This window comes from Ruminococcus sp. RTP21484sp1_RTP21281st1_A8_RTP21281_210402 (genome assembly GCF_040914025.1).
Classification (GTDB): Bacteria; Bacillota; Clostridia; order Lachnospirales; family Lachnospiraceae; genus Blautia_A; species Blautia_A faecis.
On sequence record NZ_JBCPGE010000011.1, the window covers coordinates 61,837 to 85,301 of the forward strand.

A 23,465-nucleotide genomic window follows, 5' to 3' on the forward strand; every position below is an offset into this window, starting at 1 on the left:
AAGCATCAGCTAAAAATAGCGCCTTACTTTACCAGAGCAGGGGCGCTATTTTTTATGCGAAAAAGTAATAACAAGAGTTATGACTGCACAAAGCATAATTACAAAAGTAAATAAATCACTGTATGTAACCATCAGCACCAGCCTCCTTTCACAAAAGTGTCCGGCGGCTGACATAACACCCCAACAGTTCCCTGGGTAAATATATTATATTGTCAATGTACATTCTGGCAGATATGCCGATTATTTCCTTTTGTTTTTCACAAATTCAGCAAACTGGCGAATTTCATTCAATTCGTCTTCGGTGTATTCTTTGCCATCAAAATGAGCGGCAAGAGTGGTAAGTTCGTCATTAAGTCCGAGGAGAGTATCAGCAGAAACATTTAAGCAATCAGCAATTTTCTTTATTGTATTTACGTTTGGTTCTCTATTTCCACTCTCATATAATGAATATGTAGATTTTGCTACGCCAATATTTTCTGCCACTTCTTTCTGGGATAATCCAGATCTTAAGCGAGCTTCTTTTAAATTGTCATTAAAATTGTCACCCATAATTGGTACCTCCTGATAATTCGATTATAGTTGCATATTGAAAAAACTGTCAACAGAAAAGTTTGCAAAATGAAAAGAAAAGTATTGATAAATTTGCAAATAGAAATTATAGTATAATTTCAGTTTGCAAAACGCAAATAAGCGAAAGGAGGAAATGAGATGTTTAGAAATTTAGAAGCGGAACAAGCCAGATTTGGTTATACAAATCAGCAGATGGCAGACAAGTCAATGATGTTTGCAACTGACAACGAACCAAGAGAGAAAGGAGGTGACAACGATCGTAATGACGGTTATTTTTGGTTATCAGTGTCTTCGGTCGATTTGGAATTATCAGTACCTTCTTCAACAGGTGAGCATGTGTCTTGAGTCTGTGAATACTGTTTATGCAGCTCTTCGACAGTTTCTTTTAACTATGACATTTTTCTTGAAATATGTTAAGAGCACATAACTAAGTTCGGCACATAATTACGGTTATGTTCTTAAGCACATAACCGTAAAAACTGGCTGTTCTGTGACACACCAAGCGGAGCCCAGGCCAGCGCTATTGTGTACACAATGGTAGAAATGGCAAAAGCCAATGGAGTAAACGTCTATCATTATCTTACCTATCTGCTGGAAAAACTGCCTGATGATTGGATGAGTGATGATGAATTAGAACTTCTGGCGCCATGGAACGAAACTGTCAAAGCTGAGATCGAACGTCGTGCAAACGAATCAAATCAATCATATGTGAATTGTCAAGGTGCTCCGGCTACTGAAAAGTAGTCGAGGATTTTTCTTACAGAGAATATTTAAATAAATATGATGTAAACAAAGACGCATGAGTGTGGAGTGTGTGATTGAGAAATTTCAGAAAAAGTGAAAATCAGTCAGGGCCCCCTTTGGGGAGTCCCTGACTAAATGTAGCTATTCCTCAAATTCCGCAATCACCACATACCCACTAAGCGGTGCCTTTTCCACACTGACAATGGTTCCTTCCTTTGCCTTGATTCTCTGTGAGTTCGGATAGCAGCCGGACATGGCTACAGCAGGCTCAATGATATAGCTGTAGTTCATGTAGGACTGATATTCCGTGATCTGAATCTTATCTCCCGGTTTCACCAGTCCCGGACGCTCCATTTTAAAACTTTCCTGACGCATGTGAATTCCCTCTTTTCAAAAATTGATTTATATTTTACACTGTACTTAGAGCGTGTTTGAAAAATCATTCCCGCAACCTGCACGCCCCACTTTGCGGGAGATTTCACCCGAATTCGGTTGCCGTAGCCCGCTACGGCGCCCTCATCCGAGCGAAATCTCCCACAAATTGTGACGCACATCTTGCAGAAAGCCTTTTTTAAACACGCTCTAGCATAGCACAAAACAGAAAAAAAGTCATCTGTAAGAAAATGTGCTGGCGTTCACAAAATCATCATACCCCTGTGTTAAGATACAGGTAAATCGTACAAAAAGGTATAAAAACCATGCGATAAATGAGGTTGACCAAAAAGGGAGGACAAGATATGGATACATTAAAAATCCTTGTAGTGGATGATGAAAGCCGAATGAGAAAGCTTGTAAAAGACTTTTTAACAAAGAAGAATTTTCAGGTGCTGGAAGCAGGAGATGGCGAGGAAGCCATGGATATCTTTTATAAGGAAAAAGATATTGCCCTGATCATCCTGGATGTAATGATGCCAAAGATGGACGGCTGGGAAGTATGCCGTGAGGTGCGCAAGAATTCTAAAGTACCGATCATCATGCTGACAGCAAGAGGAGATGAGCGTGATGAGCTTCTTGGTTTTGACCTGGGTGTGGATGAGTATATTTCCAAGCCATTCAGCCCGAAGATCTTGGTAGCCAGAGTAGAAGCTATCCTTCGCCGTACCGGACAGACCGGAGCGGAAGATGTGCTCAGCGCAGGGGGAATTGTGATCGATAAGGCTGCCCATCTTGCAACAGTCGATGACAAGCCTATGGATCTTAGCTTTAAGGAATTTGAGCTTCTTACTTACTTTTTGGAAAATCAGGGAATTGCTCTTTCCAGGGAAAAAATCCTTAATTCTGTTTGGAATTATGATTATTTCGGAGATGCCAGAACCATTGACACACATGTGAAGAAATTAAGAAGTAAAATGGGGGATAAAGGTGAGTACATCAAGACCGTATGGGGAATGGGTTACAAGTTTGAGGTAGAGTGATGAAGAAATCAAAGAAGCCAAAGAAAATCCGCTCCATAAAGCACCAGATCACGTTTACATTTATAGGTCTTTTATTCCTTTCCATTCTCACGATTTCCATGATCAACGGAGCATTTCTGGAAAAATATTATGTGTCAAAAAAGACGGAAACTCTTCTGGAAGCAAGGGAAGTGCTGAGTCAGATCAACACGGATTCTATGACAGAGGACGATGTGGAAAGCGAGCAGGAAGAATTGTCTTCTGAGATCATTCAGGAAAGCTCCAGGAATAATCTGACCTGGGTGGTTGTCAATGAGGATAATACGAAATATCTGTGCTGGCCGGAGAATGAAGATCAGCTGAGAAGCAAGCTGTTTTTTGGTTATGCCAGTGATCTTGACATGGATAACGGAAAAGGCACAATTCTGAAACAGACGGATAACTGTGTGGTTCAGCAGGTATATGACCGTTTCGTGGGCATGGATTATGTAGAGTGCTGGGGGAAATTTGACAATGGCAATTATTTCCTGATCCGAAGCCCTCTGGAAAGTATCCAGGAAAGCGCAAATATTTCCAATAAGTTTTATTTCTTTGTAGGAATTGTCATTATTGTTATAAGTGGAATGTGTATTATGGCAGTAACCAGAAAGCTGACCAGACCTATTTCCGAGCTGACGGAGCTTTCCCGTAAGATGACAGATCTTGATTTTGAAGCCAGATATAAAAGCAAGGCCGGCAATGAAATTGATGTGCTGGGAGATAATTTTAACAAGATGTCCAGTCAGCTGGAGCATACTATTTCCGAGCTGAAATCTGCAAACAATGAGCTGCAGAAGGATATTGAGAATAAGGTGAAAATCGATGAAATGCGAAAAGAGTTTCTGGATAATGTTTCCCATGAGCTGAAGACACCCATTGCTCTTGTGCAGGGGTATGCAGAAGGTCTGAAGGAGAACATTAATGATGATCCGGAAAGCATGGATTTTTACTGTGACGTCATTATTGATGAAGCTGCCAAGATGAATAAGCTGGTAAAGAATCTTCTTACGCTGAATCAGCTGGAATCCGGAAAAGACGCAGCTGTTATGGAGCGTTTTGACCTGACTGCATTGATCAAAGGCGTTCTTTCCACCATGGATATCATGATCAGGCAGAAAGAAGCCCGGGTGATTTTTAATGAGACAGAGCCTCTTTATGTCTGGGCAGATGAGTTTAAGACAGAAGAAGTTGTGACGAATTATGTAAGCAATGCCTTGCATCATCTGGATGGAGAAAAAATTGTGGAGATCAAAGTCCAGAAACAGGAAAACAGAGTGAAAGTAACGGTATTTAATACCGGAACCCCAATCCCGGAAGCCGATCTCCCGAATCTGTGGAACAAGTTCTACAAGGTAGACAAAGCCCGCACCAGAGAGTATGGCGGAAGCGGAATCGGACTTTCTATTGTAAAGGCTATTATGGAAGGTATGAATCAGCAGTACGGTGTTCAGAACTTTGATAACGGGGTGGAATTCTGGTTTACCCTGGATCGGAAATAAAGTAAAAATAGTCAATCTTCAGGCTGGAAATCTGGTGCTTGAAAGAGAAGATAATTGTAATTTTTCATAAAAAAAACAGTGTTAATCTGGAAAGACAATACAAACTAACAAAACAGGCGGCAGCATGGAATTAGCTCTTTGCAACCGCCTGTTTTTGCGTTATACTGTAAGAATATGAAAGTGTATGTTCAGCAATATTGTGCTTTGGGAAGGCAGTATTTGCTGATTAAAAGCATTTATATGATGGCAGAAAATGCTGCACACAATAGACGCAGTATTGACGAAAAACAGACAACAGGAGGAGCCCGAATGATAGCAATAATTGACTATGATGCAGGCAATATAAAAAGTGTGGAAAAAGCCCTTCATTACCTTGGAGAGGAAACTGTAGTTTCCAGAGATCCTCAGGTATTACTGAGTGCAGATAAAGTAATTCTTCCAGGTGTTGGAAGCTTTGGAGATGCCATGAATAATCTGAATAAATTCGGACTTGTTCCTGTGATCCGGGAGCTTACAGAGAAAGGAACTCCATTCCTTGGAATCTGTCTGGGTCTGCAGCTCCTTTTCGAATCCAGTGACGAAACTCCGGGAGTGGAGGGACTTGGAATTTTGAAAGGTAAGATCGTGAAGATTCCCCCGGCTCCTGGACTTAAAATTCCTCACATGGGATGGAATTCTCTTCACCTTCAGAATGATGGCCGCCTGTTTAAAGGAATTCCGGAAGAGACTTACGTCTACTTTGTTCATTCCTACTACCTTCAGGCAAAAGAACCTGAAATCGTGAAGGCGACTGCGCAGTATGGCGTAACTATTCATGCCTCCGTTGAAAAGGACAACATATTTGCCTGCCAGTTCCACCCGGAGAAGAGCAGCAAGTACGGTCTGAAAATACTGGAGAATTTTGCGAAGCTTGGGAAGGAGGCATAATTATGTTTACAAAGCGAATTATTCCCTGTCTGGATGTAAATAATGGACGAGTAGTGAAAGGTGTTAATTTCGTAGACCTGAAGGATGCAGGAGATCCTGTGGAAATTGCGAAAGCATACGACGCAGCAGGAGCAGATGAAGTGGTATTTCTTGACATTACAGCCTCCTGTGAACAGCGTGACACAGTAGTAGATATGGTGCGAAAAGTTGCAGCCAACGTATTCATTCCATTTACAGTTGGCGGCGGGATCCGTACTGTAGATGATTTCCGGAAGCTGCTCCGCGAAGGTGCAGACAAGATTTCTGTAAACTCCGCAGCCATTGACCGTCCGGAATTAATCCGTGAGGCAGCAGATAAATTCGGCAGCCAGTGTGTAGTAGTTGCCATTGACGCTAAGCGTCGTCCTGACGGCGGCTGGAACATCTATAAGCATGGCGGTCGTTTGGATACAGGCATTGATGCCATTGAGTGGGCGAAGCAAGCAGAAGCCCTTGGTGCAGGAGAAATCCTCCTTACCAGCATGGACTGTGATGGTACCAAGGCTGGCTACGACATCCCATTAACCCGCGCAGTATCTGATGCCGTATCCATCCCGGTTATCGCTTCCGGTGGTGCCGGTACCCTGGAACACTTCTACGAAGGCCTTACCGACGGCGGTGCCGATGCAGTTCTGGCAGCTTCCCTGTTCCACTATAAAGAACTGGAAATTTCTCAGGTGAAGGATTACCTGGCTGAAAAAGGTGTTCCGGTAAGACGATAGAAAATAACTATTCAGCAGGTGTTATTTTGCGATGCAGCTGCGAAGGTAGTTCACTAGAGCGTGTTTGAAAAAGGCTCTAGTTACGATAAAATACGCAAGATGAGGTGGTAATTAAAATGGGCCAGATATCAGGAGACTGGCAGGTCGCGCTGAAGAATGAATTTCATCAGCCCTATTATGCCAAACTATATAAAACAATAATGGAAGAATACCGCACCAGAAAAGTATTCCCACCGCCCCAGGATATGTTTAATGCTTTCGAATACACACCGTTAAACGATGTAAAAGTAGTTATTCTGGGTCAGGATCCCTATCATAACGATGGACAGGCCAATGGCCTTTGCTTCTCTGTAAGAGAAGATATAGACATTCCCCCGTCTCTGGTAAACATTTATAAAGAACTCCACAGCGACCTGGGCTGCTATATTCCTGACAACGGCTGCCTGGAAAAATGGGCAAAACAAGGCGTATTTCTTCTGAACACAGTATTGACCGTCCGCGCCCACCAGGCGTTTTCACACAGAGGAATCGGCTGGGAACAGTTTACCGATGCGGTTATCCAGACCCTGAATGATCAGGACCGCCCGATCGTATATCTTCTCTGGGGAAGACCTGCCCAGATGAAAAAAGCAATGCTGAACAATCCGAAGCAGCTGGTACTCACAGCTGCACATCCAAGCCCGCTGTCTGCGTCAAGAGGATTTTTCGGATGCAGGCATTTCAGCCAGACCAATGAATTTCTGGAGAAAAACGGGCTTGCCCCCATTGACTGGCAGATTGAAAATATCAAAAAGGAACAATAAGAAATGGGGAAAAAGAACGATAACACACTTGTAAAAAATGCTTCATTCCTGATGATCGCGGCATTGATCTCCAAGATCATCGGAATGCTTTATAAAAGTCCGCTTTCCAATACTCTTGGAAACAACAGTATGGGCCTTTTCAATTATGCCCAGAATGTTTACTTTATCCTGCTGATGATCGCTTCCTTCAGCATTCCGCAGGCAGTATCCAAGATTATGGCAGAAAAGCTGGCTTTTAAACGTTACAGAGACGCCCAGAAGGTATTTCACTGTGCACTTTTATATGTCATCATTATGGGGGGCGTAGTAGCGCTTTTCTGTCTCTTTGGTTCGTCCATTCTGGTGCCGGAATCCATGTCCGGAGCCAGACTTGCACTGAAAATGCTGGCACCAACCATTTTCCTGTCAGGAATTCTTGGTACCTTCCGAGGTTATTTTCAGGCATATCGAAACATGCTCCCTACCTCATTGTCACAGATTGTGGAACAGTGTTTTGTAGCGGTTTTTGCAATCCTGATGTCGACTGTCATGCTGAATAAATTCAGTAGTGCGGAAGAATCTGTACGAAATGCCTGGGGGGCTGCCGGAGCTACTATGGGAACCGGTGCCGGAGTTGCATCAGCATTACTTTTCATGCTTTTTGTATATTGGGTAAACCGAAAGAATATCAAAAAGAGACTGGCAAGGGATACCCATTCTCGTGATGAGGCCACCGGTGAGGTTATGAAGAATATCGTTCTCATCGTAATGCCGATCATCCTCAGCTCTTTTATTTACAATGTAAACGGCTTTATTAACAGTTATATGTATTCCGGCATTCAGGGCTTTAAGGGAATTGACCATGATACCATTACAAGTCTCTACGCGGAATATGGCTATTATATGACCCTGATCAATATTCCCCTTACGCTTGCAAGTACAGCACCCACATCCATGATTCCGGAGGTTTCTGCCCAGTATGCCAAGAGGAATATGGACAGTGCCAGAGATAAGATCGACCGCGCAACCTGGATCAGTATGTTTATTTCCATTCCATGTGCAGTTGGGCTTGCAGTTCTTGCCGGCCCGATTACAAGACTTTTGTTTCCGCGAACAGAGGGAGCAGCAGCTCAGCTGATGATGCTTGGTGTCATTACCATCATTCTCAATGGAAATTCCAATATTTCCAATGGTGTGCTTCAGGGAATCGGAAAGCCCAATATCCCCATGATCAATGCGGCAATTGCCCTGGTGGTGGATGTGATCGCCATGGCAATCCTGCTGTTTGCAACTGACCTTGGTGTATACGCTATTGTAGTGGCAATGATTATTTATGCGGTAGTCATGTGTCTGCTGAACGAGCGGGCGATGAAACAGTATATGCAGTACAAAAATCCATGGAGAAGCGCATACCTGAATCCGCTTCTGGCATCCGTGCCTATGGCTGTAGTGGCAGGCTTTTCCTATTATGGAATTTATAAGCTGATCCATTCCAATTTCATCAGCCTTGGAATCGCAGTGGTTCTTGGAATGGCTGCCTATTTTATTGTATATCTGGCAGTAAGCAAGCCATCTGATGAGCAGTTTGCCATGATGCCAGGCGGAGCCTACCTGAAGAAAATTGCAGGGAAACTGCCGTTTTAGAACATGGTTTTTAAATATGCTATTAAAATTATAATATATTGACTTTTAGATATGCATAGGTTATAATGCCATTCGGCAAGAAAGAAGCGATATGTTCAATGTATGTAGCACGAAAGCCCTCAGAGCGGCAACTCTGAGGGCTTTCTTTTTGTATTTTTTCGGAATACGAACCGAGGCTAGTTGTTATTTTTCGCCTCTTCTGTCTTCAAATTCTTCTGTGCAGTAGAAAGCATTAATTTAATTCGGTTCAGCTGGTTTACCTCACTTGCACCCGGGTCGTAGTCGATGGCTGCAATATTCGCCTTCGGATACTGACGGCGGATTTCTTTGATAACACCTTTGCCAACAATGTGGTTCGGCAGGCAGCCGAACGGCTGGATACAAACAATATTCGGAACATCATCATGGATCAGCTCCATCATTTCACCGGTCAGGAACCATCCCTCACCAGTCTGGTTACCCTCGGAAACAATGGGGCGTGCCATCTTCGCCAGATCGCGAATATCGGCGGTTGGATGGAAATGACGGCTTTCCGCAAGTGCCTCATTTGCAGTCTTACGAACCCAGTCGATTGCCTTAATACCTATATTTCCAAAGAATGCCTTGGATTTCTTAAATCCAAGATTGTCGACCTTGAAATTCTGATTGTAGAAGCAGTAGGACATAAAGTCGATCAGATCCGGCACCACAGGCTCAGCTCCTTCCGCTTCCAGAAGCTCTGCAAGGTGATTGTTTGCAGCCGGAAGGAATTTAACCAGGATCTCACCTACAATACCAACACGAGGCTTCTTCTCATCACTGATCGGGATGGTATCAAAATCGTGAACCATTTCCCGGCACATTTTCTTAAACTGGCTGTGGCTTAATGAGCTGCCGGTAAGAAATGCAATCACACGTTTTTCCCAGATCTTGTGCTTACGGTTTACAATGCCCTTCTCCAGTTCATATGGGCGCATGCGGTAAATACATTTCATAAGAATATCACCAAACACAGCGGCATACACAACAGCCTTCACCAGCGGAAGAGTAAGCTTAAATCCAGGGTTGCTCTCCAGACCGCTAAGGTTAAGGGAGATAACCGGAACCTGTTCCATTCCCGCTTTCTTAAGGGCACGGCGGATAAAAGCAATATAGTTGGATGCACGGCATCCGCCGCCTGTCTGGGACATGATAACGGCAGTCTTGTTCAGGTCGTATTTACCTGATAAAAGAGCGTCCATAATCTGTCCCACAACGATCAGGGAAGGATAGCAGGCATCATTATTTACATATTTCAGACCTACGTCTACGGCGTGCTTGTTGTCATTTGGAAGCACCTCCAGATGATAACCGTTTGCATTAAAAGCAGCCTCAAGTAAGGAGAAGTGCACCGGTGACATCTGCGGGCAGAGGATGGTGTAATCCTTGCGCATCTCCTTGGTAAACGCAACCTTTTCAATAGAGGACGGTTTAATGGTGCGCTCCCTTTTCTGTGCATCCTTTGCACGGAGGGCTGCAAGAAGGGATCTGACACGGATTCTTGCGGCACCAAGGTTGTTAACCTCATCAATTTTCAGGCAAGTATAAATCTTGCCGCTGCCATCCAGAATTTCATAAACCTCATCGGTGGTGACCGCGTCAAGTCCGCAGCCAAAGGAGTTCAGCTGGATCAGATCCAGATCATCACGGGTTTTCACAAAGTTTGCTGCTGCATACAGTCTGGAGTGGTACATCCACTGGTCATTGACACGAATCGGGCGCTCAACAGGTACCAGATGGGAAACAGAATCCTCAGTGAGGACTGCCACACCATAGCTGTTGATCAGATCCGGGATACCGTGATGGATTTCAGGGTCAATATGGTAAGGACGACCAGCCAGAACGATGCCCCGGCGGCCTGTCTCCTTCAGGTACTGAAGTGTCTCCTCACCTTTTTTCTCAATGTCCTTATGTACGGCAGCCATTTCCTCCCATGCCTTGTGAGCGGCTTCCTTCACCTCAGATTCCGGGATATCCGGGAAAATCTCAGTCAGTCTCTTTGTAACGATCTCTTCAGAGGTCAGGGCCAGGAACGGATTCATAAAGGTAATGGACGGATCGTGAAGCTCGTCCACATTGTTCTTAATATTCTCTGCATAAGAGGTAACGATAGGGCAGTTGTAGTGGTTGACTGCATCCGGGAATTCATTTCGCTCGTAAGGGATACACGGGTAGAAAATGAATTTCACACCATTTTTGATCAGCCAGGTCACATGTCCGTGGGCAAGCTTGGCCGGATAGCACTCGGATTCACTTGGAATGGATTCAATGCCCAGTTCATAAATCTTTCTGGTGGAGGTAGGAGAAAGCACTACCTGATATTTCAGCTCAGTAAAGAAGGTATACCAGAAAGGATAATTCTCAAACATATTTAAAACTCGCGGAATACCAACTTTTCCCCGGGTAGCCTTATCCGGTGAAAGAGGAGGATAGGAGAAAAGCCGTTTGTACTTGTATTCGTAAAGGTTGGGGATATGATCCTTATTCTTCTCCTTACCAATACCGCGCTCACAGCGGTTGCCGCTTACAAACTGACGCCCGCCAGTGAATTTGTTGATGGTAAGACGGCAGTTATTGGTACATCCGTGGCAGTTGGCCATGGAGGTGGTATATTTCAGCTCGTTGATCTTTTCAATGGAAAGCATGGTGGTCTCACGGCCTTCTGCATGGTAGCGCTCCTTGGCAATGAGGGCAGCACCGAAAGCGCCCATAATACCGGCAATGTCAGGACGAATAGCTTCACAGCCTGCAATGCGCTCAAAGCTTCGAAGAACACCGTCGTTGTAGAAGGTTCCACCCTGTACTACAATATGACGTCCCAGCTCTTTGGCATCGGAAACCTTGATAACCTTGTAAAGCGCATTCTTGATAACAGAGTATGCAAGACCTGCGGAAATATCAGCTACGGATGCACCTTCCTTCTGGGCCTGCTTTACCTTGGAGTTCATAAATACGGTACATCTTGTTCCAAGGTCAATGGGGTGCTCCGCAAAAAGAGCGGCCTTAGCAAAGTCCTGTACGGAGTAGTTCAGAGACTTGGCGAAAGTTTCGATAAAGGAACCGCATCCGGAGGAACATGCCTCGTTCAGCTGTACGCTGTCTACGGTCTGATTACGGATCTTGATGCATTTCATATCCTGTCCGCCGATATCGACGATACAGTCAACCTCCGGGTCGAAGAAAGCTGCTGCATAGTAATGGGAAACGGTCTCAACTTCCCCCTCATCCAGCAGAAGAGCGGCCTTCATCAGAGCCTCGCCGTAGCCTGTGGAACAGGAAAATGTAATGTGTGCATCCTCCGGAAGAATGCTGTAGATCTCCTGGATAGAACGGATGGCTGTCTTAAGCGGGCTTCCGTTATTATTGCTGTAGAAGGAGTAAAGCAGGGTTCCGTCCTCACCTACAAGAGCAGTCTTGGTGGTGGTGGAACCTGCATCAATACCCAGATAGCAGTTGCCGTGATACTGGGAAAGGTCACCCTTCTTTACCTGATAGGCACTCTGACGCTTGTTAAATGCCTCATAGTCTTCCTCCGTGGCAAACAGAGGCTCCATACGTTCCACCTCGAAATCCAGTTTGATGGAGTTCTTCAGGCGGTTTGTCATATCTGTAAGGGAAACGGTTACCTCATCCTTCGCATTCATAGCAGAACCCATAGCTGCGAAAAGATGGGAATTCTCAGGTGTGATAGCGTGCTCGTCATCCAGCTTCAGGGTACGGATAAAGGCAGCCTTCAGCTGATCCAGAAAGTGAAGGGGACCGCCGAGAAATGCAACATGACCGCGGATCGGCTTGCCGCAGGCAAGACCGGAAATGGTCTGGTTTACAACTGCCTGGAAAATGGAAGCGGAAAGATCCTCCTTGGTGGCACCATCGTTGATCAGAGGCTGGATGTCAGTCTTGGCAAATACGCCGCAGCGGGCTGCGATGGGGTAAAGCGCTTTGTAATTCTTCGCGTATTCGTTCAGTCCGGTAGCATCAGTCTGAAGCAAGGATGCCATCTGATCGATGAAAGAACCGGTACCTCCTGCACAGATACCATTCATACGCTGTTCAATATTGCCGCCTTCGAAGTAGATGATCTTGGCATCCTCACCGCCAAGCTCGATGGCAACATCCGTCTGGGGCGCAATCTTCTGAAGAGAAGTGGATACCGCAATTACCTCCTGTACAAAAGGAACGCCAAGGTGGTTGGCGAGGGTAAGTCCGCCGGAGCCTGTGATCACCGGATGAAGGGTAAGCTCTCCAAGTTTGCCATAAGCTTTCGTCAGAAGCTCTGCCAGTGTTTCCTGGATGTTGGCGAAATGACGCTGGTAATCTGCGAAAAGTAGGGTGTCGTTTTCATCAAGTATTGCAATTTTGACAGTGGTGGAACCAATGTCAATTCCTAATGTATATTTGTTGCTCATGTAAAGAATATGCCTCCTCATCTGTTGCATATGTGTTTAAATCGTTACTGTTCACTCCGTTTACAGTAACACGCTTCGCGATGCACAGAAATCATGCTTTGCATGATTTCGCGCCGCAACTCTCGGGTTTTCTGTGAACTTTGTTCACAAAAAACACCTCGCGGAATGTTACCAGTGAACAGTAACCTTAAATCTTCTTATTTATATGTGAAAAATTCAAATGCAAATATTCCGTAATATTATACGATACCCCGGCTTAAATGACAATGTAAAAGTTTAACAAGGATTCTTCGCACAAGTGTTGAATTTTCGGTTATTTCGGGCTATAATATATGAAGTTTTCTGCCGTGGTTTTACACTCTTTTGTAAGTGTAAAAAGAAAAATATCTTTGCAGGGCAGCAGAAACAGAAATTTTTTTGAAGATAAAGACTTAAAAAAGAAAGGATTCACATATGGCAAAATATACACTTATGAAAACAGAAGGCCGTGCCAAGCGTGCCCAGTTTGAGACAGTACATGGAACCATCCAGACACCTGTGTTTATGAACGTAGGAACTGTTGGAGCCATCAAGGGTGCAGTATCCACCATGGATCTGAAGGATATCGGAACTCAGGTTGAGCTTTCCAATACCTATCATCTCCATGTAAGAACAGGAGACAAGCTGATCAAGGAATTTGGCGGACTTCACAAATTTATGGTCTGGGACAGACCGATTCTCACTGATTCCGGCGGCTTTCAGGTGTTTTCCCTGGCAGGACTTCGTAAGATCAAGGAAGAGGGCGTTTATTTCCAGTCCCATATTGACGGTCATAAGATTTTTATGGGACCGGAGGAGAGTATGCAGATCCAGTCTAATCTGGGCTCTACCATTGCCATGGCATTTGACGAATGTCCAAGCAGTGTGGCAAGCAGAGAATATGTACAAGCTTCTGTAGATCGCACTACCAGATGGCTGGAGCGCTGCAAGGCAGAGATGGCCAGATTGAACGGTCTGCCGGATACAGTGAATAAAGAACAGCTGCTTTTTGGAATCAATCAGGGGGCTATCTATGCAGATATCCGTATTGCACATGCAGATACCATTTCCAAACTGGATCTGGACGGCTACGCAGTTGGCGGTCTTGCAGTTGGGGAAACTCATGAGCAGATGTATCATATTTTGGACGAAGTCGTGCCTCACCTTCCGCAGAACAAACCTACCTATCTGATGGGAGTAGGTACTCCTGCCAATATTCTGGAAGGAGTCGCAAGAGGAATCGACTTCTTTGACTGCGTATATCCAAGCCGTAACGGACGTCATGGACATGTTTACACCAATCGCGGCAAGCTGAATCTGTTTAATGCGAAATATGAATTGGATCCGTCCCCAATCGAAGAGGGATGCCAGTGTCCTGCCTGTCAGCATTATAGCAGAGCCTATATCCGCCACCTTCTGAAAGCGAAAGAAATGCTGGGAATGCGCCTTTGCGTGCTTCACAATCTTTACTTCTACAATCACCTGATGGAGGAAATCCGGGATGCACTGGATCAGGGCAATTTTGCAGAATATAAAGAAATGCGTCTGGCTGGTTTTGAAGAGGGAAAAATTAACAGCAGATACAGTAAATGAAATTAATATAAAAAATCGGAAAAATACTTGAAGAATCAAATTATTTTGTGTATTATATACTATAATGCGCTGGTGAAAAGACAGGGCGTGATAGTAAGATACAGGAGGAATAGCAAATGGACGCATCAAGCGGAATGAGTATGGGATTTACCATCGTATGGCTGGTTGTACTTTTCGGTATTATGTATTTTCTGATGATCAGACCTCAGAAGAAAGAGCAGAAGAGAGTACAGGCGATGCTCAGCGATATGGCTGTAGGTGACAGTATTGTAACTACAAGCGGCTTCTACGGTGTCATCATCGACATGACAGAAGAAGACGTGATCGTAGAGTTCGGTAACAATAAGAACTGCCGTATCCCAATGAGGAAACAGGCAATTGCCGAAGTTGAGAAAGCAGAGCAGGCTTCTGCATAATCAGATTCATCCGAATATGACAGAAACTAAGAACAGGCTTCATTCCAGAAAGGGATGGGGCCTTTTTTCTTCCGTGAATGTTTTGAGAATGGGAAAAAGGCAGTTTTTTGACAGTTTTTTACTTTAACATGTTGAAATATTAAAGAAAGTGCGTTATTATAATAACAATTATCCATTGGTGTCAGGCGAGAGGTGATTTTCCGCTGGCATTCAGAAACGAAGGAGAGGAAATTATTATGAATTACAACATTTCACTGATTCCTGGAGACGGAATCGGTCCGGAAATCGTTGCAGAAGCAAAAAAAGTTCTGGACAAAGTATGTGAGAAATATGGACATACTTTTTCTTATTCTGAAGTACTTTTAGGCGGAGCTTCCATTGATGTACATGGAGTACCGCTTACAGACGAGGCAATCGCTACAGCGAAAGCTTCTGATGCAGTTCTTATGGGCTCTATCGGTGGAGATGCCAAGACATCCCCATGGTATAAGCTGGAGCCATCCAAACGCCCGGAGGCAGGACTTCTTGCCATTCGTAAGGCACTGAATCTTTTTGCAAACCTTCGCCCTGCATATTTATACAACGAACTTCGTGCAGCATGCCCTCTTCGCGATGAGATCATTGGAGACGGATTTGACATGATCATCGTACGAGAGCTTACAGGTGGTCTTTATTTTGGCGAGAGAAAAACAGTAGAAGAGAACGGTGTAAAGAAAGCCATCGATACCCTTTCCTACAACGAAAACGAGATTCGCAGAATTGCCATCAAAGCATTTGACATTGCCATGAAACGCCGCAAAAAAGTAACAAGCGTTGACAAGGCGAATGTTCTGGATTCCTCCAGACTTTGGAGAAAAGTGGTAGAAGAAGTAGCGAAGGATTACCCGGAAGTTACTCTTGAGCATATGCTGGTTGACAACTGTGCAATGCAGCTGGTGAGAGATCCCAAGCAGTTCGATGTTATTCTCACTGAGAATATGTTCGGTGATATTCTTTCTGATGAGGCAAGTATGGTTACCGGTTCTATCGGAATGCTTTCCTCTGCCAGCCTGAACGAGACCAGATTTGGTCTTTACGAGCCAAGCCATGGCTCTGCACCTGATATTGCAGGTCAGAATAAGGCCAACCCGATCGCAACCATCCTTTCCGCAGCCATGATGCTTCGTTTTTCCCTGGATCTGGATGAGGAAGCAAATGCAGTTGAGGCTGCTGTACAGAAGGTTCTGACTGCCGGATACCGTACCGGTGACATTATGTCTGAGGGATGCACTCTGGTTGGAACGAAAGAGATGGGTGACCTGATCGCTAAGGAAATTTAGAATTCGAAATAAACAAAAAGCAAATGGATCATTTTTCCCGGCTATGAAGCAAAAAGGAGATACAAGTTATGAGAAGTGACGCAGTAAAAACAGGCACACAGCAGGCACCTCACCGTTCCCTGTTCAATGCCCTTGGAATGACAAAAGAAGAAATGGAGCGTCCATTAGTAGGAATCGTTTGTTCCTACAATGAGATTGTACCAGGCCACATGAACCTGGATAAAATCGCACAGGCTGTAAAGCTTGGCGTGGCAATGGCTGGAGGAACTCCGGTCATGTTCCCTGCAATCGCTGTCTGTGATGGTATTGCAATGGGACATATCGGTATGAAATATTCCCTTGTAACAAGAGACCTGATCGCAGATTCTACAGAGGCCATGGCACTGGCTCACCAGTTTGACGCTCTTGTTATGATCCCGAACTGTGACAAGAACGTACCGGGACTTCTGATGGCAGCAGCCAGAATCAACGTTCCTACCGTATTCGTAAGCGGAGGCCCGATGCTGGCTGGTCACTTAAACGGACACAAGACAAGTCTTTCCAGCATGTTTGAGGCTGTTGGTGCTTACGCAGCAGGCAAGCTTACAGAGGAAGGCCTGACTGAGTGTGAGAACAAAACATGTCCGACCTGCGGTTCCTGTTCCGGTATGTACACTGCAAACAGTATGAACTGCCTTACTGAGGTTCTTGGTATGGGACTGAAAGGAAACGGAACCATCCCGGCTGTATATTCCGAGCGTATCCGTCTTGCAAAGCATGCAGGAATGCAGGTTATGGAAATGTACCGCCGCAACATCCGTCCAAGAGATATCATGACCAAAGAGGCAATTTTAAATGCCCTTACCGTAGATATGGCACTTGGCTGTTCTACCAACAGTATGCTTCATCTTCCGGCAATTGCACATGAGATTGGCTGGGATTTCGATATCAGCTTTGCAAATGAAATCAGTGCAAAGACTCCGAACATCTGCCACCTTGCACCTGCAGGCCCTACCTACATGGAAGACCTGAACGAAGCAGGCGGCGTATACGCAGTTATGAACGAGCTGAATAAGAAGGGACTCCTTCACACAGAGTGCATGACTGTAACCGGAAAAACAGTAGGCGAGAATATCAAGGACTGTGTAAACCTGAACCCGGAAGTAATCCGCCCGATCGACAATCCATACAGCACCACAGGCGGACTTGCTGTACTTCGGGGCAACCTTGCACCAGATGGAAGTGTTGTGAAACGTTCCGCAGTTGTTGCTGAGATGATGGTTCATGAAGGACCTGCAAGAGTATTTGACTGCGAGGAAGACGCGATTGCGGCAATCAAAGGCGGAAAGATCGTAGAAGGTGACGTTGTTGTCATCCGTTATGAGGGACCGAAGGGGGGTCCTGGAATGAGAGAAATGCTGAATCCTACTTCTGCAATCGCAGGTATGGGACTTGGTTCTTCTGTAGCACTTATTACAGACGGACGTTTCAGCGGTGCGTCCAGAGGCGCTTCCATTGGACATGTTTCACCGGAGGCAGCAGTAGGCGGTCCCATCGCCCTTGTTGAGGAAGGGGATATCATCAGCATCAATATTCCGGAACTGAAACTGGAACTGAAGGTTTCGGATGAAGAGCTTGCAGCAAGAAAAACAAAATGGCAGCCGAGAGAGCCGAAGGTTACAACCGGATACCTGGCAAGATATGCAGCAATGGTTACTTCCGGAAACCGCGGTGCGATCCTCGAGGTTCCGAAAGCAAAATAATAAGATTCTTATCCGGACATGTGAATGGAATTATGGTTCATGAAAGCATGGTTCTTTCATAGCAAATGTCCGGGATTTTTACAGTATAATATACCAGGAGGAAATGAAATTGCAGCTTACAGGAGCGGAGATCATCATAGAATGTTTGCTGGAGCAAAGTGTGGATACCGTTTTCGGATATCCAGGCGGAGCTATTCTGAACGTTTATGACGCCCTTTACCGATACAGTGATAAAATTAAACATGTACTTACTTCCCATGAGCAGGGAGCTTCCCACGCGGCAGACGGTTACGCCCGTGCGACAGGAAAGGTCGGAGTGTGTCTGGCAACTTCCGGCCCAGGTGCAACCAACCTGGTAACCGGAATTGCCACCGCGTGTATGGACTCTGTTCCTGTGGTAGCAATTACCTGTAATGTTGGAACTGCCCTTCTTGGAAAAGATTCCTTCCAGGAAGTTGATATCGCAGGCATTGTAATGCCTGTGACAAAACACAGCTATATTGTCAAAGATGTAACAAAGCTTGCAGACACCATCCGCAAAGCTTTTATCATCGCCAAAAGCGGTCGTCCTGGTCCGGTACTCGTAGATGTGCCAAAGGACGTAACCGCAGCAAAATGTGAATATATCCGTCACACCATCACAGCCGTAGAGCCGAAGGTTGACACCATCCGTCCGAAGGATGTGGATACAGCAGCCCAGATGATCGCAGCAGCGAAAAAGCCATTTATTTTTGTTGGCGGCGGTGCTGTGATCGCAGATGCATCTGAAGAAGTCTGTGCACTTGCCCACAAGATCCAGGCTCCGGTCTGCGACAGCCTTATGGGAAAAGGGGCTTTTTCCGGAGAGGATGAGCTTTACACAGGTCCGGTTGGAATGCATGGAACCAAAACTTCCAACTACGCAATGTGCGAGTGTGACCTTCTGATCACTCTTGGTGCACGCTTCAGCGACCGTGTGACAGGAGATACCAAGACCTTCGCGCCGAAGGCAAAGATCCTGCAGATCGATGTAGATGCAGCGGAGATCAACAAGAATATTGCAGTTGATGCTTCCGTGATCGGAGATCTGAAGGAAGTGCTGAAGCTTCTCCTTGTGAAAATCCCGGAGAAGCGCCATGATGAATGGGTACAGCATATTCAGGATATGAAAGCTAAGTATCCGTTGAATTACGATCATTCCCAGCTTACCGGACCCTACGTGATCCAGAAGCTTTATGAACTGACTGGTGGAGATGCAATCGTTTCCACAGATGTAGGACAGCACCAGATGTGGGCTGCCCAGTATTTCAAATTCAAGGAGCCGAGAACCTTCCTGACATCAGGAGGGCTTGGTACTATGGGTTACGGCCTTGGCGCAGCAATCGGAGCAAAGATGGGCTGCCCGGACAAAACCGTGGTAAATATAGCAGGAGACGGCTGTTTCCGTATGAACATGAACGAGATTGCCACGGCAGTTCGCTGCGGCAAACCTCTTGTCCAGATCATTCTGAACAATCATGTTCTGGGAATGGTACGCCAGTGGCAGACTCTGTTCTATGAACAAAGATATTCTCAGACCATCTTAAATGATGGTGTGGACTTCGTGAAAGTTTCTGAAGCAATGGGAGCAAAAGCAATCCGCGTTACGAAGATGGAAGAAGTAGAGCCTGCACTTAAGATGGCGCTTTCATCAGAGGGCCCGGTAGTTCTCGACTGCTGGATCGACCAGGATTTAAGCGTATATCCTATGGTTCCTGCAGGAGCAAGTTTAGACGAGGTATTTGATGAGGAGGATGTGAAGAAATGAGCAGAGTGTACAATTTTTCCGCAGGACCGGCGGTTCTTCCGGAAGAGGTGTTGAAAGAAGTCGCAGATGAAATGATGGATTACAATGGTACCGGCATGTCCGTTATGGAAATGAGCCACAGAAGTGCTGCATTCCAGGAAATCATCGACACAGCTGAGAAGGACCTTCGTGAGCTGATGAATATTCCGGACAACTATAAAGTACTTTTCCTTCAGGGCGGCGCTTCCCAGCAGTTTGCCATGATCCCAATGAACCTTATGAAAAATAAGGTGGCTGACTACATTGTAACCGGTCAGTGGGCAAAGAAAGCATACCAGGAAGCACAGAAATACGGAAAAGCGAACAAGATTGCTTCTTCCGAGGATAAGACCTTCTCCTACATTCCGGATTGCAGCGATCTGCCGATCAGCCCGGATGCAGACTATGTTTATATCTGTGAGAACAACACCATTTATGGAACCAAGTTCAAAGAGCTTCCAAATACAAAGGGTAAAATACTTGTGGCAGATGTATCCTCCTGTTTCCTTTCCGAGCCGGTTGATGTGAGCAAATACGGTATTATTTATGGCGGCGTTCAGAAGAACATCGGACCTGCAGGTATGGTAATCGCCATTATCCGCGAGGATCTGATCACAGAGGATGTTCTTCCGGGAACACCTACCATGCTTACCTATAAGACACATGCAGACGCTGGTTCCCTTTATAATACACCGAATGCATATTGCATCTACGTATGCGGTAAAGTTTTCAAATGGCTGAAGAAAATGGGCGGTCTGGAAGAGATGAAGAAACGCAACGAGGAGAAAGCAAAGATCCTTTACGATTTCCTTGATTCCAGCAAGCTTTTCCATGGCACAGTTGTTCCGAAGGACCGTTCTCTTATGAATGTTCCTTTTGTAACAGGAGATAAAGAGATGGATGCGAAATTCGTTGCTGAGGCTGCCAAGGCAGGTCTTGTGAACCTGAAAGGCCACAGAACTGTTGGCGGTATGAGAGCAAGTATTTATAACGCAATGCCAAAGGCTGGTGTGGAAGCGCTGGTTGCATTCATGAAAAAGTTTGAGGAGGAAAATGCCTGATGTTTCAGTATCATTGCCTGAATCCTATTGCCCAGAAAGGCCTGGACATTTTTGATGATAATTATAAAAAAGCAGATACTCTGGATGACTGCCAGGCAGTTCTTGTAAGAAGTGCCAAGATGCATGACATGGAGCTGCCGGAGAGTGTTGCTGTGATCGCACGTGCCGGAGCCGGAGTCAATAACATTCCGGTGAAAGAGTGTGCAGAGAAAGGCATCGTTGTATTTAATACTCCTGGAGCCAATGCAAATGGTGTAAAGGAGCTGGTTCTTGCCGGTATGCTTCTTGCTTCCCGTGACATTGTGGGAGGTATTGAGTGGGTACAGAGAGAAAAAGACCAGGAAGATATTGATAAGCTTGCTGAGAAACAGAAGAAACAGTTTGCAGGCTGTGAGATCATGGGCAAAAAGCTTGGTATCATCGGTCTTGGTGCTATCGGAAGCATGGTGGCAAATGCAGCAGCTTCCCTTGGGATGGAGGTTTATGGATATGATCCATACATTTCCATCGATGCAGCATGGAACCTTTCCCGTACTATTAAGCACAGCAAGAGCTTAGATGAGATTTACAGCAAGTGCGATTATATCACTGTACATGTACCGCTTCTGGATTCCACAAAGAAGATGATCAACAAAGAGGCTTTTGATAAGATGAAAGACGGTGTTGTACTTCTGAACTTTGCCCGTGACCTTCTGGTTGACGAGGATGCGCTGATTGAGGCGCTGAACAGCGGCAAGGTGAAAAAGTATGTAACAGACTTTGCCAACCATACAGTTGCAGGTCATGAGGGCATTCTGGTAACTCCTCATCTTGGCGCCTCCACAGAGGAATCTGAGGAGAACTGTGCAGTTATGGCTGTGAAGGAGGTTCGTGATTTCCTTGAGAATGGTAATATCAAAAACTCCGTAAACTTCCCGAACTGTGATATGGGTACCTGCGTAGCGGTTGGACGTATTGCCATTACACATAAGAACATTCCTAACATGATCAGCCAGCTGACCAAGATTCTTGGTGCTGAGGGCCTGAACATTGCAGACATGACCAACAAGAGTAAAGGTGAGTATGCGTATACTCTGATCGATCTGGAGAGTGCAGCTTCCGCAGAGGCACTGGATGCGCTGAAGGCCATTGAAGGTGTTTCAAAGGTTCGCGTGGTGAAATAAATTCAAATACAGATAATTGACATTAAGACAACAGAATGTTAATATAAGTATAGAAAAAGAGTGTTGCCGATAGACGGTTAGTCCATATACTTGTTAGCAAAAATTGCCGCTTAGTTTACAGACAGGGCGGCTATTTTTGTGTATTATTTACATCTTTACCCAATGTGTATCCTATTGTAAAACAGGTTAAGCCGAAGCTTACAACTGCTATAAAGTCAATAATACTCATTGGCCTAGCCCTCCTTTCCACTGAATTCCCTTTCAGGGTTTCTATGTAATCAGAGGGTCACAGTCCCTCTGTTGAAGGACTAACCGCCTACCGTTATGGCAACACCCATACGATGATTATAACAGTTATGATAGAAGAACACAACTGAGAAATTTAACAATAATATATAAAATATTCTAATAATAAAACAGGAACCACTAAATTTCAGATTAGCGATTCCTGTTTTTGCTTTAATTAAAAATTGCGATTCAAAGCTACATATTTATCTGCCGCTCTTTGCAATAAATTCCTTAACTTCTTCGCGAGTTGGCATGACACGGAGAGCACCCTTGCGGGTAGTAATAAGGGAAGCGCCTGCGTTAGCAAAGGTAAGCATTTCCATAAGATTCTCATCTGTAAGATCCTTAAGACCGTGCTCCAGAACATAGTTCAGGATGCTGGCACAGAAGGTGTCTCCGGCACCTGTGGTCTCAATGGTGTGCTCCTGAAGGAATGGAGCGCATTCTACGCGGCGTCCCTTGTAATAAGCGCGGCTTCCGTCTTTACCCATGGTGATAAGAACCAGCGGAATGTGATATTTCTCTTCGATCAGTGCAGCACCCTTGTCGTAGTCTGTGGTATCGAAAAGGAATTCCACTTCGTTGTCAGAAATCTTCAGAACGTCACATTTGGTAAGACCGTACTCAATCTCGACACGGGCATCCTCAAGGGATTTCCAGAGTGGCGGGCGCAGATTCGGGTCAAAGGTGATGATACAGCCGGCTTCTTTTGCTACCTCAATGGCATGACGTGTAGCTTCACGTACGCCCTCATGGGTAGAAGAGAGAGTTCCGAAATGGAAAATGCGGGAATCGCGGATCAGGTCGTCCGGAACCTCATCCATAGTCAGCATCATGTCAGCACCTGGATTACGATAGAAAGAGAAGTCTCTGTCTCCATCCGGATAGGTGTGGACAAATGCCAGTGTGGTATGTACTTCTTCATCCATAATAAGAGCTCTTGTATCAATTCCAACTTCTTCAACAGCAGCCTTCAGCTGGTTTCCGAACATATCCTTTCCAACTTTTCCGATAAAAGCGGTCTTCTTGCCAAGGCGCTCAAGCATAGCCAGAACATTACATGGAGCTCCGCCCGGGTTCGCTTCCATGATCGGGTTGCCCTGCGCGCTGGTTCCATTCTCTGTGAAATCGATGAGAAGCTCGCCAAGTGCAGTTACGTCGTAGTTTCGATTACTCATTGAAAAATCCTCCTTAGGTGTTTTCAAAATCATATACCAATAATTTAACGCAGAGGGGTGTATTTGTCAAACAAATTTCTTTCTTTTTCCCGCTTA

The 23,465-nt window shown here is 45.3% G+C and carries 18 protein-coding genes and 3 pseudogenes; 16 read left to right on the forward strand and 5 right to left on the reverse strand.

Annotation, left to right across the window (positions count from 1 at the left end; translation table 11 throughout):
• Nucleotides 1–240: 240 nt before the first annotated feature.
• On the reverse strand, nt 241–549 hold the full coding sequence (locus AB5170_RS07270) for a helix-turn-helix domain-containing protein (protein ID WP_148461842.1): 309 nt from the start codon (nt 547–549) through the stop codon (nt 241–243).
• A gap of 159 nt (nt 550–708) precedes the next feature.
• On the opposite strand from AB5170_RS07270, the gene AB5170_RS07275 reads away from it, so the two are divergent.
• Both AB5170_RS07275 and AB5170_RS07280 read left to right on the forward strand, forming a co-directional pair.
• Nucleotides 709–915 carry a hypothetical protein gene (locus AB5170_RS07275; RefSeq protein ID WP_118584274.1) on the forward strand — a complete coding sequence of 69 codons (207 nt, stop codon included), beginning with the start codon at nt 709–711 and terminating at the stop codon, nt 913–915.
• A 126-nt stretch (nt 916–1,041) separates the two neighbouring features.
• Nucleotides 1,042–1,314: pseudogene (locus AB5170_RS07280) on the forward strand (transposase domain-containing protein); the annotation flags it as partial.
• Between the two features lie 141 nt (nt 1,315–1,455).
• Here the strand turns inward: AB5170_RS07280 and AB5170_RS07285 are convergent.
• A complete protein-coding gene (locus tag AB5170_RS07285; RefSeq protein WP_118584275.1) occupies nt 1,456–1,689 on the reverse strand; it encodes a hypothetical protein in 234 nt (77 codons plus the stop codon).
• A 56-nt stretch (nt 1,690–1,745) separates the two neighbouring features.
• On the opposite strand from AB5170_RS07285, the pseudogene AB5170_RS07290 reads away from it, so the two are divergent.
• Nucleotides 1,746–1,826, forward strand: a pseudogene (locus AB5170_RS07290) (DUF6783 domain-containing protein); the annotation flags it as partial.
• Here the strand turns inward: AB5170_RS07290 and AB5170_RS07295 are convergent.
• A pseudogene (locus AB5170_RS07295) lies at nt 1,791–1,868 on the reverse strand (DUF6783 domain-containing protein); the annotation flags it as partial. The pseudogenes AB5170_RS07290 and AB5170_RS07295 sit on opposite strands and share 36 nt — an antisense overlap.
• Nucleotides 1,869–2,051: 183 nt before the next feature.
• Between AB5170_RS07295 and AB5170_RS07300 the strand changes: the two are divergent.
• The 6 genes from AB5170_RS07300 to AB5170_RS07325 all read left to right on the forward strand — a co-directional run bounded on the left by AB5170_RS07300 (nt 2,052) and on the right by AB5170_RS07325 (nt 8,360).
• On the forward strand, nt 2,052–2,729 hold the full coding sequence (locus AB5170_RS07300) for a response regulator transcription factor (RefSeq protein WP_118584277.1): 678 nt from the start codon (nt 2,052–2,054) through the stop codon (nt 2,727–2,729).
• On the forward strand, nt 2,729–4,246 hold the full coding sequence (locus AB5170_RS07305) for a cell wall metabolism sensor histidine kinase WalK (RefSeq protein WP_118584278.1): 1,518 nt from the start codon (nt 2,729–2,731) through the stop codon (nt 4,244–4,246). Before AB5170_RS07300 ends, AB5170_RS07305 begins: the two co-directional genes overlap by 1 nt.
• 309 nt (nt 4,247–4,555) lie before the next feature.
• Entirely contained in the window at nt 4,556–5,173 is a 618-nt protein-coding gene (gene hisH / locus AB5170_RS07310; RefSeq protein WP_118584280.1) for an imidazole glycerol phosphate synthase subunit HisH, read from the forward strand.
• A 2-nt stretch (nt 5,174–5,175) separates the two neighbouring features.
• Nucleotides 5,176–5,934, forward strand: a complete 759-nt coding sequence (hisF, locus tag AB5170_RS07315; protein ID WP_173719447.1) for an imidazole glycerol phosphate synthase subunit HisF — start codon at nt 5,176–5,178, stop codon at nt 5,932–5,934.
• 116 nt (nt 5,935–6,050) lie between these two features.
• Nucleotides 6,051–6,737 (forward strand): uracil-DNA glycosylase, encoded by a 687-nt coding sequence (ung, locus tag AB5170_RS07320; RefSeq protein WP_195379442.1) that lies wholly within the window; start codon nt 6,051–6,053, stop codon nt 6,735–6,737.
• Nucleotides 6,738–6,740: 3 nt separating this feature from the next.
• Nucleotides 6,741–8,360: a polysaccharide biosynthesis protein gene (locus AB5170_RS07325; protein ID WP_173717457.1), complete on the forward strand. Its 1,620-nt coding sequence runs from the start codon at nt 6,741–6,743 to the stop codon at nt 8,358–8,360.
• A gap of 176 nt (nt 8,361–8,536) precedes the next feature.
• Here AB5170_RS07325 and AB5170_RS07330 read toward each other — a convergent pair whose 3' ends face one another.
• The gene (locus AB5170_RS07330; protein ID WP_368361745.1) at nt 8,537–12,787 is read right to left on the reverse strand and encodes an acyl-CoA dehydratase activase-related protein; all 4,251 of its coding nucleotides are present in this window, start codon (nt 12,785–12,787) and stop codon (nt 8,537–8,539) included.
• A 453-nt stretch (nt 12,788–13,240) separates the two neighbouring features.
• On the opposite strand from AB5170_RS07330, the gene tgt reads away from it, so the two are divergent.
• The 7 genes from tgt (at nt 13,241) to AB5170_RS07365 (ending at nt 21,903) form a co-directional block, all read left to right on the forward strand.
• A complete protein-coding gene (gene tgt, locus AB5170_RS07335) occupies nt 13,241–14,398 on the forward strand; it encodes a tRNA guanosine(34) transglycosylase Tgt (protein ID WP_148461836.1) in 1,158 nt (385 codons plus the stop codon).
• A gap of 116 nt (nt 14,399–14,514) precedes the next feature.
• Nucleotides 14,515–14,814 (forward strand): preprotein translocase subunit YajC, encoded by a 300-nt coding sequence (gene yajC, locus AB5170_RS07340; RefSeq protein WP_118584184.1) that lies wholly within the window; start codon nt 14,515–14,517, stop codon nt 14,812–14,814.
• A gap of 236 nt (nt 14,815–15,050) precedes the next feature.
• Nucleotides 15,051–16,133, forward strand: coding sequence for a 3-isopropylmalate dehydrogenase (leuB, locus tag AB5170_RS07345; protein ID WP_173717454.1), 1,083 nt, complete (start codon nt 15,051–15,053; stop codon nt 16,131–16,133).
• A gap of 68 nt (nt 16,134–16,201) precedes the next feature.
• Nucleotides 16,202–17,875: a dihydroxy-acid dehydratase gene (gene ilvD / locus AB5170_RS07350; RefSeq protein ID WP_368361746.1), complete on the forward strand. Its 1,674-nt coding sequence runs from the start codon at nt 16,202–16,204 to the stop codon at nt 17,873–17,875.
• A gap of 103 nt (nt 17,876–17,978) precedes the next feature.
• Entirely contained in the window at nt 17,979–19,661 is a 1,683-nt protein-coding gene (gene ilvB / locus AB5170_RS07355; RefSeq protein WP_368361747.1) for a biosynthetic-type acetolactate synthase large subunit, read from the forward strand.
• On the forward strand, nt 19,658–20,740 hold the full coding sequence (serC, locus tag AB5170_RS07360; RefSeq protein WP_368361748.1) for a 3-phosphoserine/phosphohydroxythreonine transaminase: 1,083 nt from the start codon (nt 19,658–19,660) through the stop codon (nt 20,738–20,740). Before ilvB ends, serC begins: the two co-directional genes overlap by 4 nt.
• Nucleotides 20,740–21,903 carry a phosphoglycerate dehydrogenase gene (locus AB5170_RS07365; protein WP_173717452.1) on the forward strand — a complete coding sequence of 388 codons (1,164 nt, stop codon included), beginning with the start codon at nt 20,740–20,742 and terminating at the stop codon, nt 21,901–21,903. The genes serC and AB5170_RS07365 overlap by 1 nt, the downstream gene beginning before the upstream one ends.
• Nucleotides 21,904–22,394: 491 nt before the next feature.
• On the opposite strand, the gene AB5170_RS07370 is transcribed toward AB5170_RS07365, so the two are convergent.
• A complete protein-coding gene (locus tag AB5170_RS07370) occupies nt 22,395–23,369 on the reverse strand; it encodes a carbohydrate kinase (RefSeq protein ID WP_195699143.1) in 975 nt (324 codons plus the stop codon).
• Nucleotides 23,370–23,465 lie beyond the last annotated feature (96 nt).

Bases quoted from the DNA above. Each gene is read 5' to 3' on its own strand.
- ung (WP_195379442.1), top strand. From the start codon at position 6,051: ATGGGCCAGATATCAGGAGACTGGCAGGTCGCGCTGAAGAATGAATTT.
- AB5170_RS07365 (WP_173717452.1), top strand. From the start codon at position 20,740: ATGTTTCAGTATCATTGCCTGAATCCTATTGCCCAGAAAGGCCTGGAC.
- leuB (WP_173717454.1), top strand. From the start codon at position 15,051: ATGAATTACAACATTTCACTGATTCCTGGAGACGGAATCGGTCCGGAA.
- AB5170_RS07300 (WP_118584277.1), top strand. From the start codon at position 2,052: ATGGATACATTAAAAATCCTTGTAGTGGATGATGAAAGCCGAATGAGA.
- AB5170_RS07305 (WP_118584278.1), top strand. From the start codon at position 2,729: ATGAAGAAATCAAAGAAGCCAAAGAAAATCCGCTCCATAAAGCACCAG.
- ilvB (WP_368361747.1), top strand. From the start codon at position 17,979: ATGAAATTGCAGCTTACAGGAGCGGAGATCATCATAGAATGTTTGCTG.
- yajC (WP_118584184.1), top strand. From the start codon at position 14,515: ATGGACGCATCAAGCGGAATGAGTATGGGATTTACCATCGTATGGCTG.
- AB5170_RS07325 (WP_173717457.1), top strand. From the start codon at position 6,741: ATGGGGAAAAAGAACGATAACACACTTGTAAAAAATGCTTCATTCCTG.
- AB5170_RS07370 (WP_195699143.1), bottom strand. From the start codon at position 23,369: ATGAGTAATCGAAACTACGACGTAACTGCACTTGGCGAGCTTCTCATC.
- AB5170_RS07270 (WP_148461842.1), bottom strand. From the start codon at position 549: ATGGGTGACAATTTTAATGACAATTTAAAAGAAGCTCGCTTAAGATCT.
- hisF (WP_173719447.1), top strand. From the start codon at position 5,176: ATGTTTACAAAGCGAATTATTCCCTGTCTGGATGTAAATAATGGACGA.
- ilvD (WP_368361746.1), top strand. From the start codon at position 16,202: ATGAGAAGTGACGCAGTAAAAACAGGCACACAGCAGGCACCTCACCGT.
- AB5170_RS07275 (WP_118584274.1), top strand. From the start codon at position 709: ATGTTTAGAAATTTAGAAGCGGAACAAGCCAGATTTGGTTATACAAAT.
- hisH (WP_118584280.1), top strand. From the start codon at position 4,556: ATGATAGCAATAATTGACTATGATGCAGGCAATATAAAAAGTGTGGAA.
- serC (WP_368361748.1), top strand. From the start codon at position 19,658: ATGAGCAGAGTGTACAATTTTTCCGCAGGACCGGCGGTTCTTCCGGAA.
- AB5170_RS07330 (WP_368361745.1), bottom strand. From the start codon at position 12,787: ATGAGCAACAAATATACATTAGGAATTGACATTGGTTCCACCACTGTC.
- AB5170_RS07285 (WP_118584275.1), bottom strand. From the start codon at position 1,689: ATGCGTCAGGAAAGTTTTAAAATGGAGCGTCCGGGACTGGTGAAACCG.
- tgt (WP_148461836.1), top strand. From the start codon at position 13,241: ATGGCAAAATATACACTTATGAAAACAGAAGGCCGTGCCAAGCGTGCC.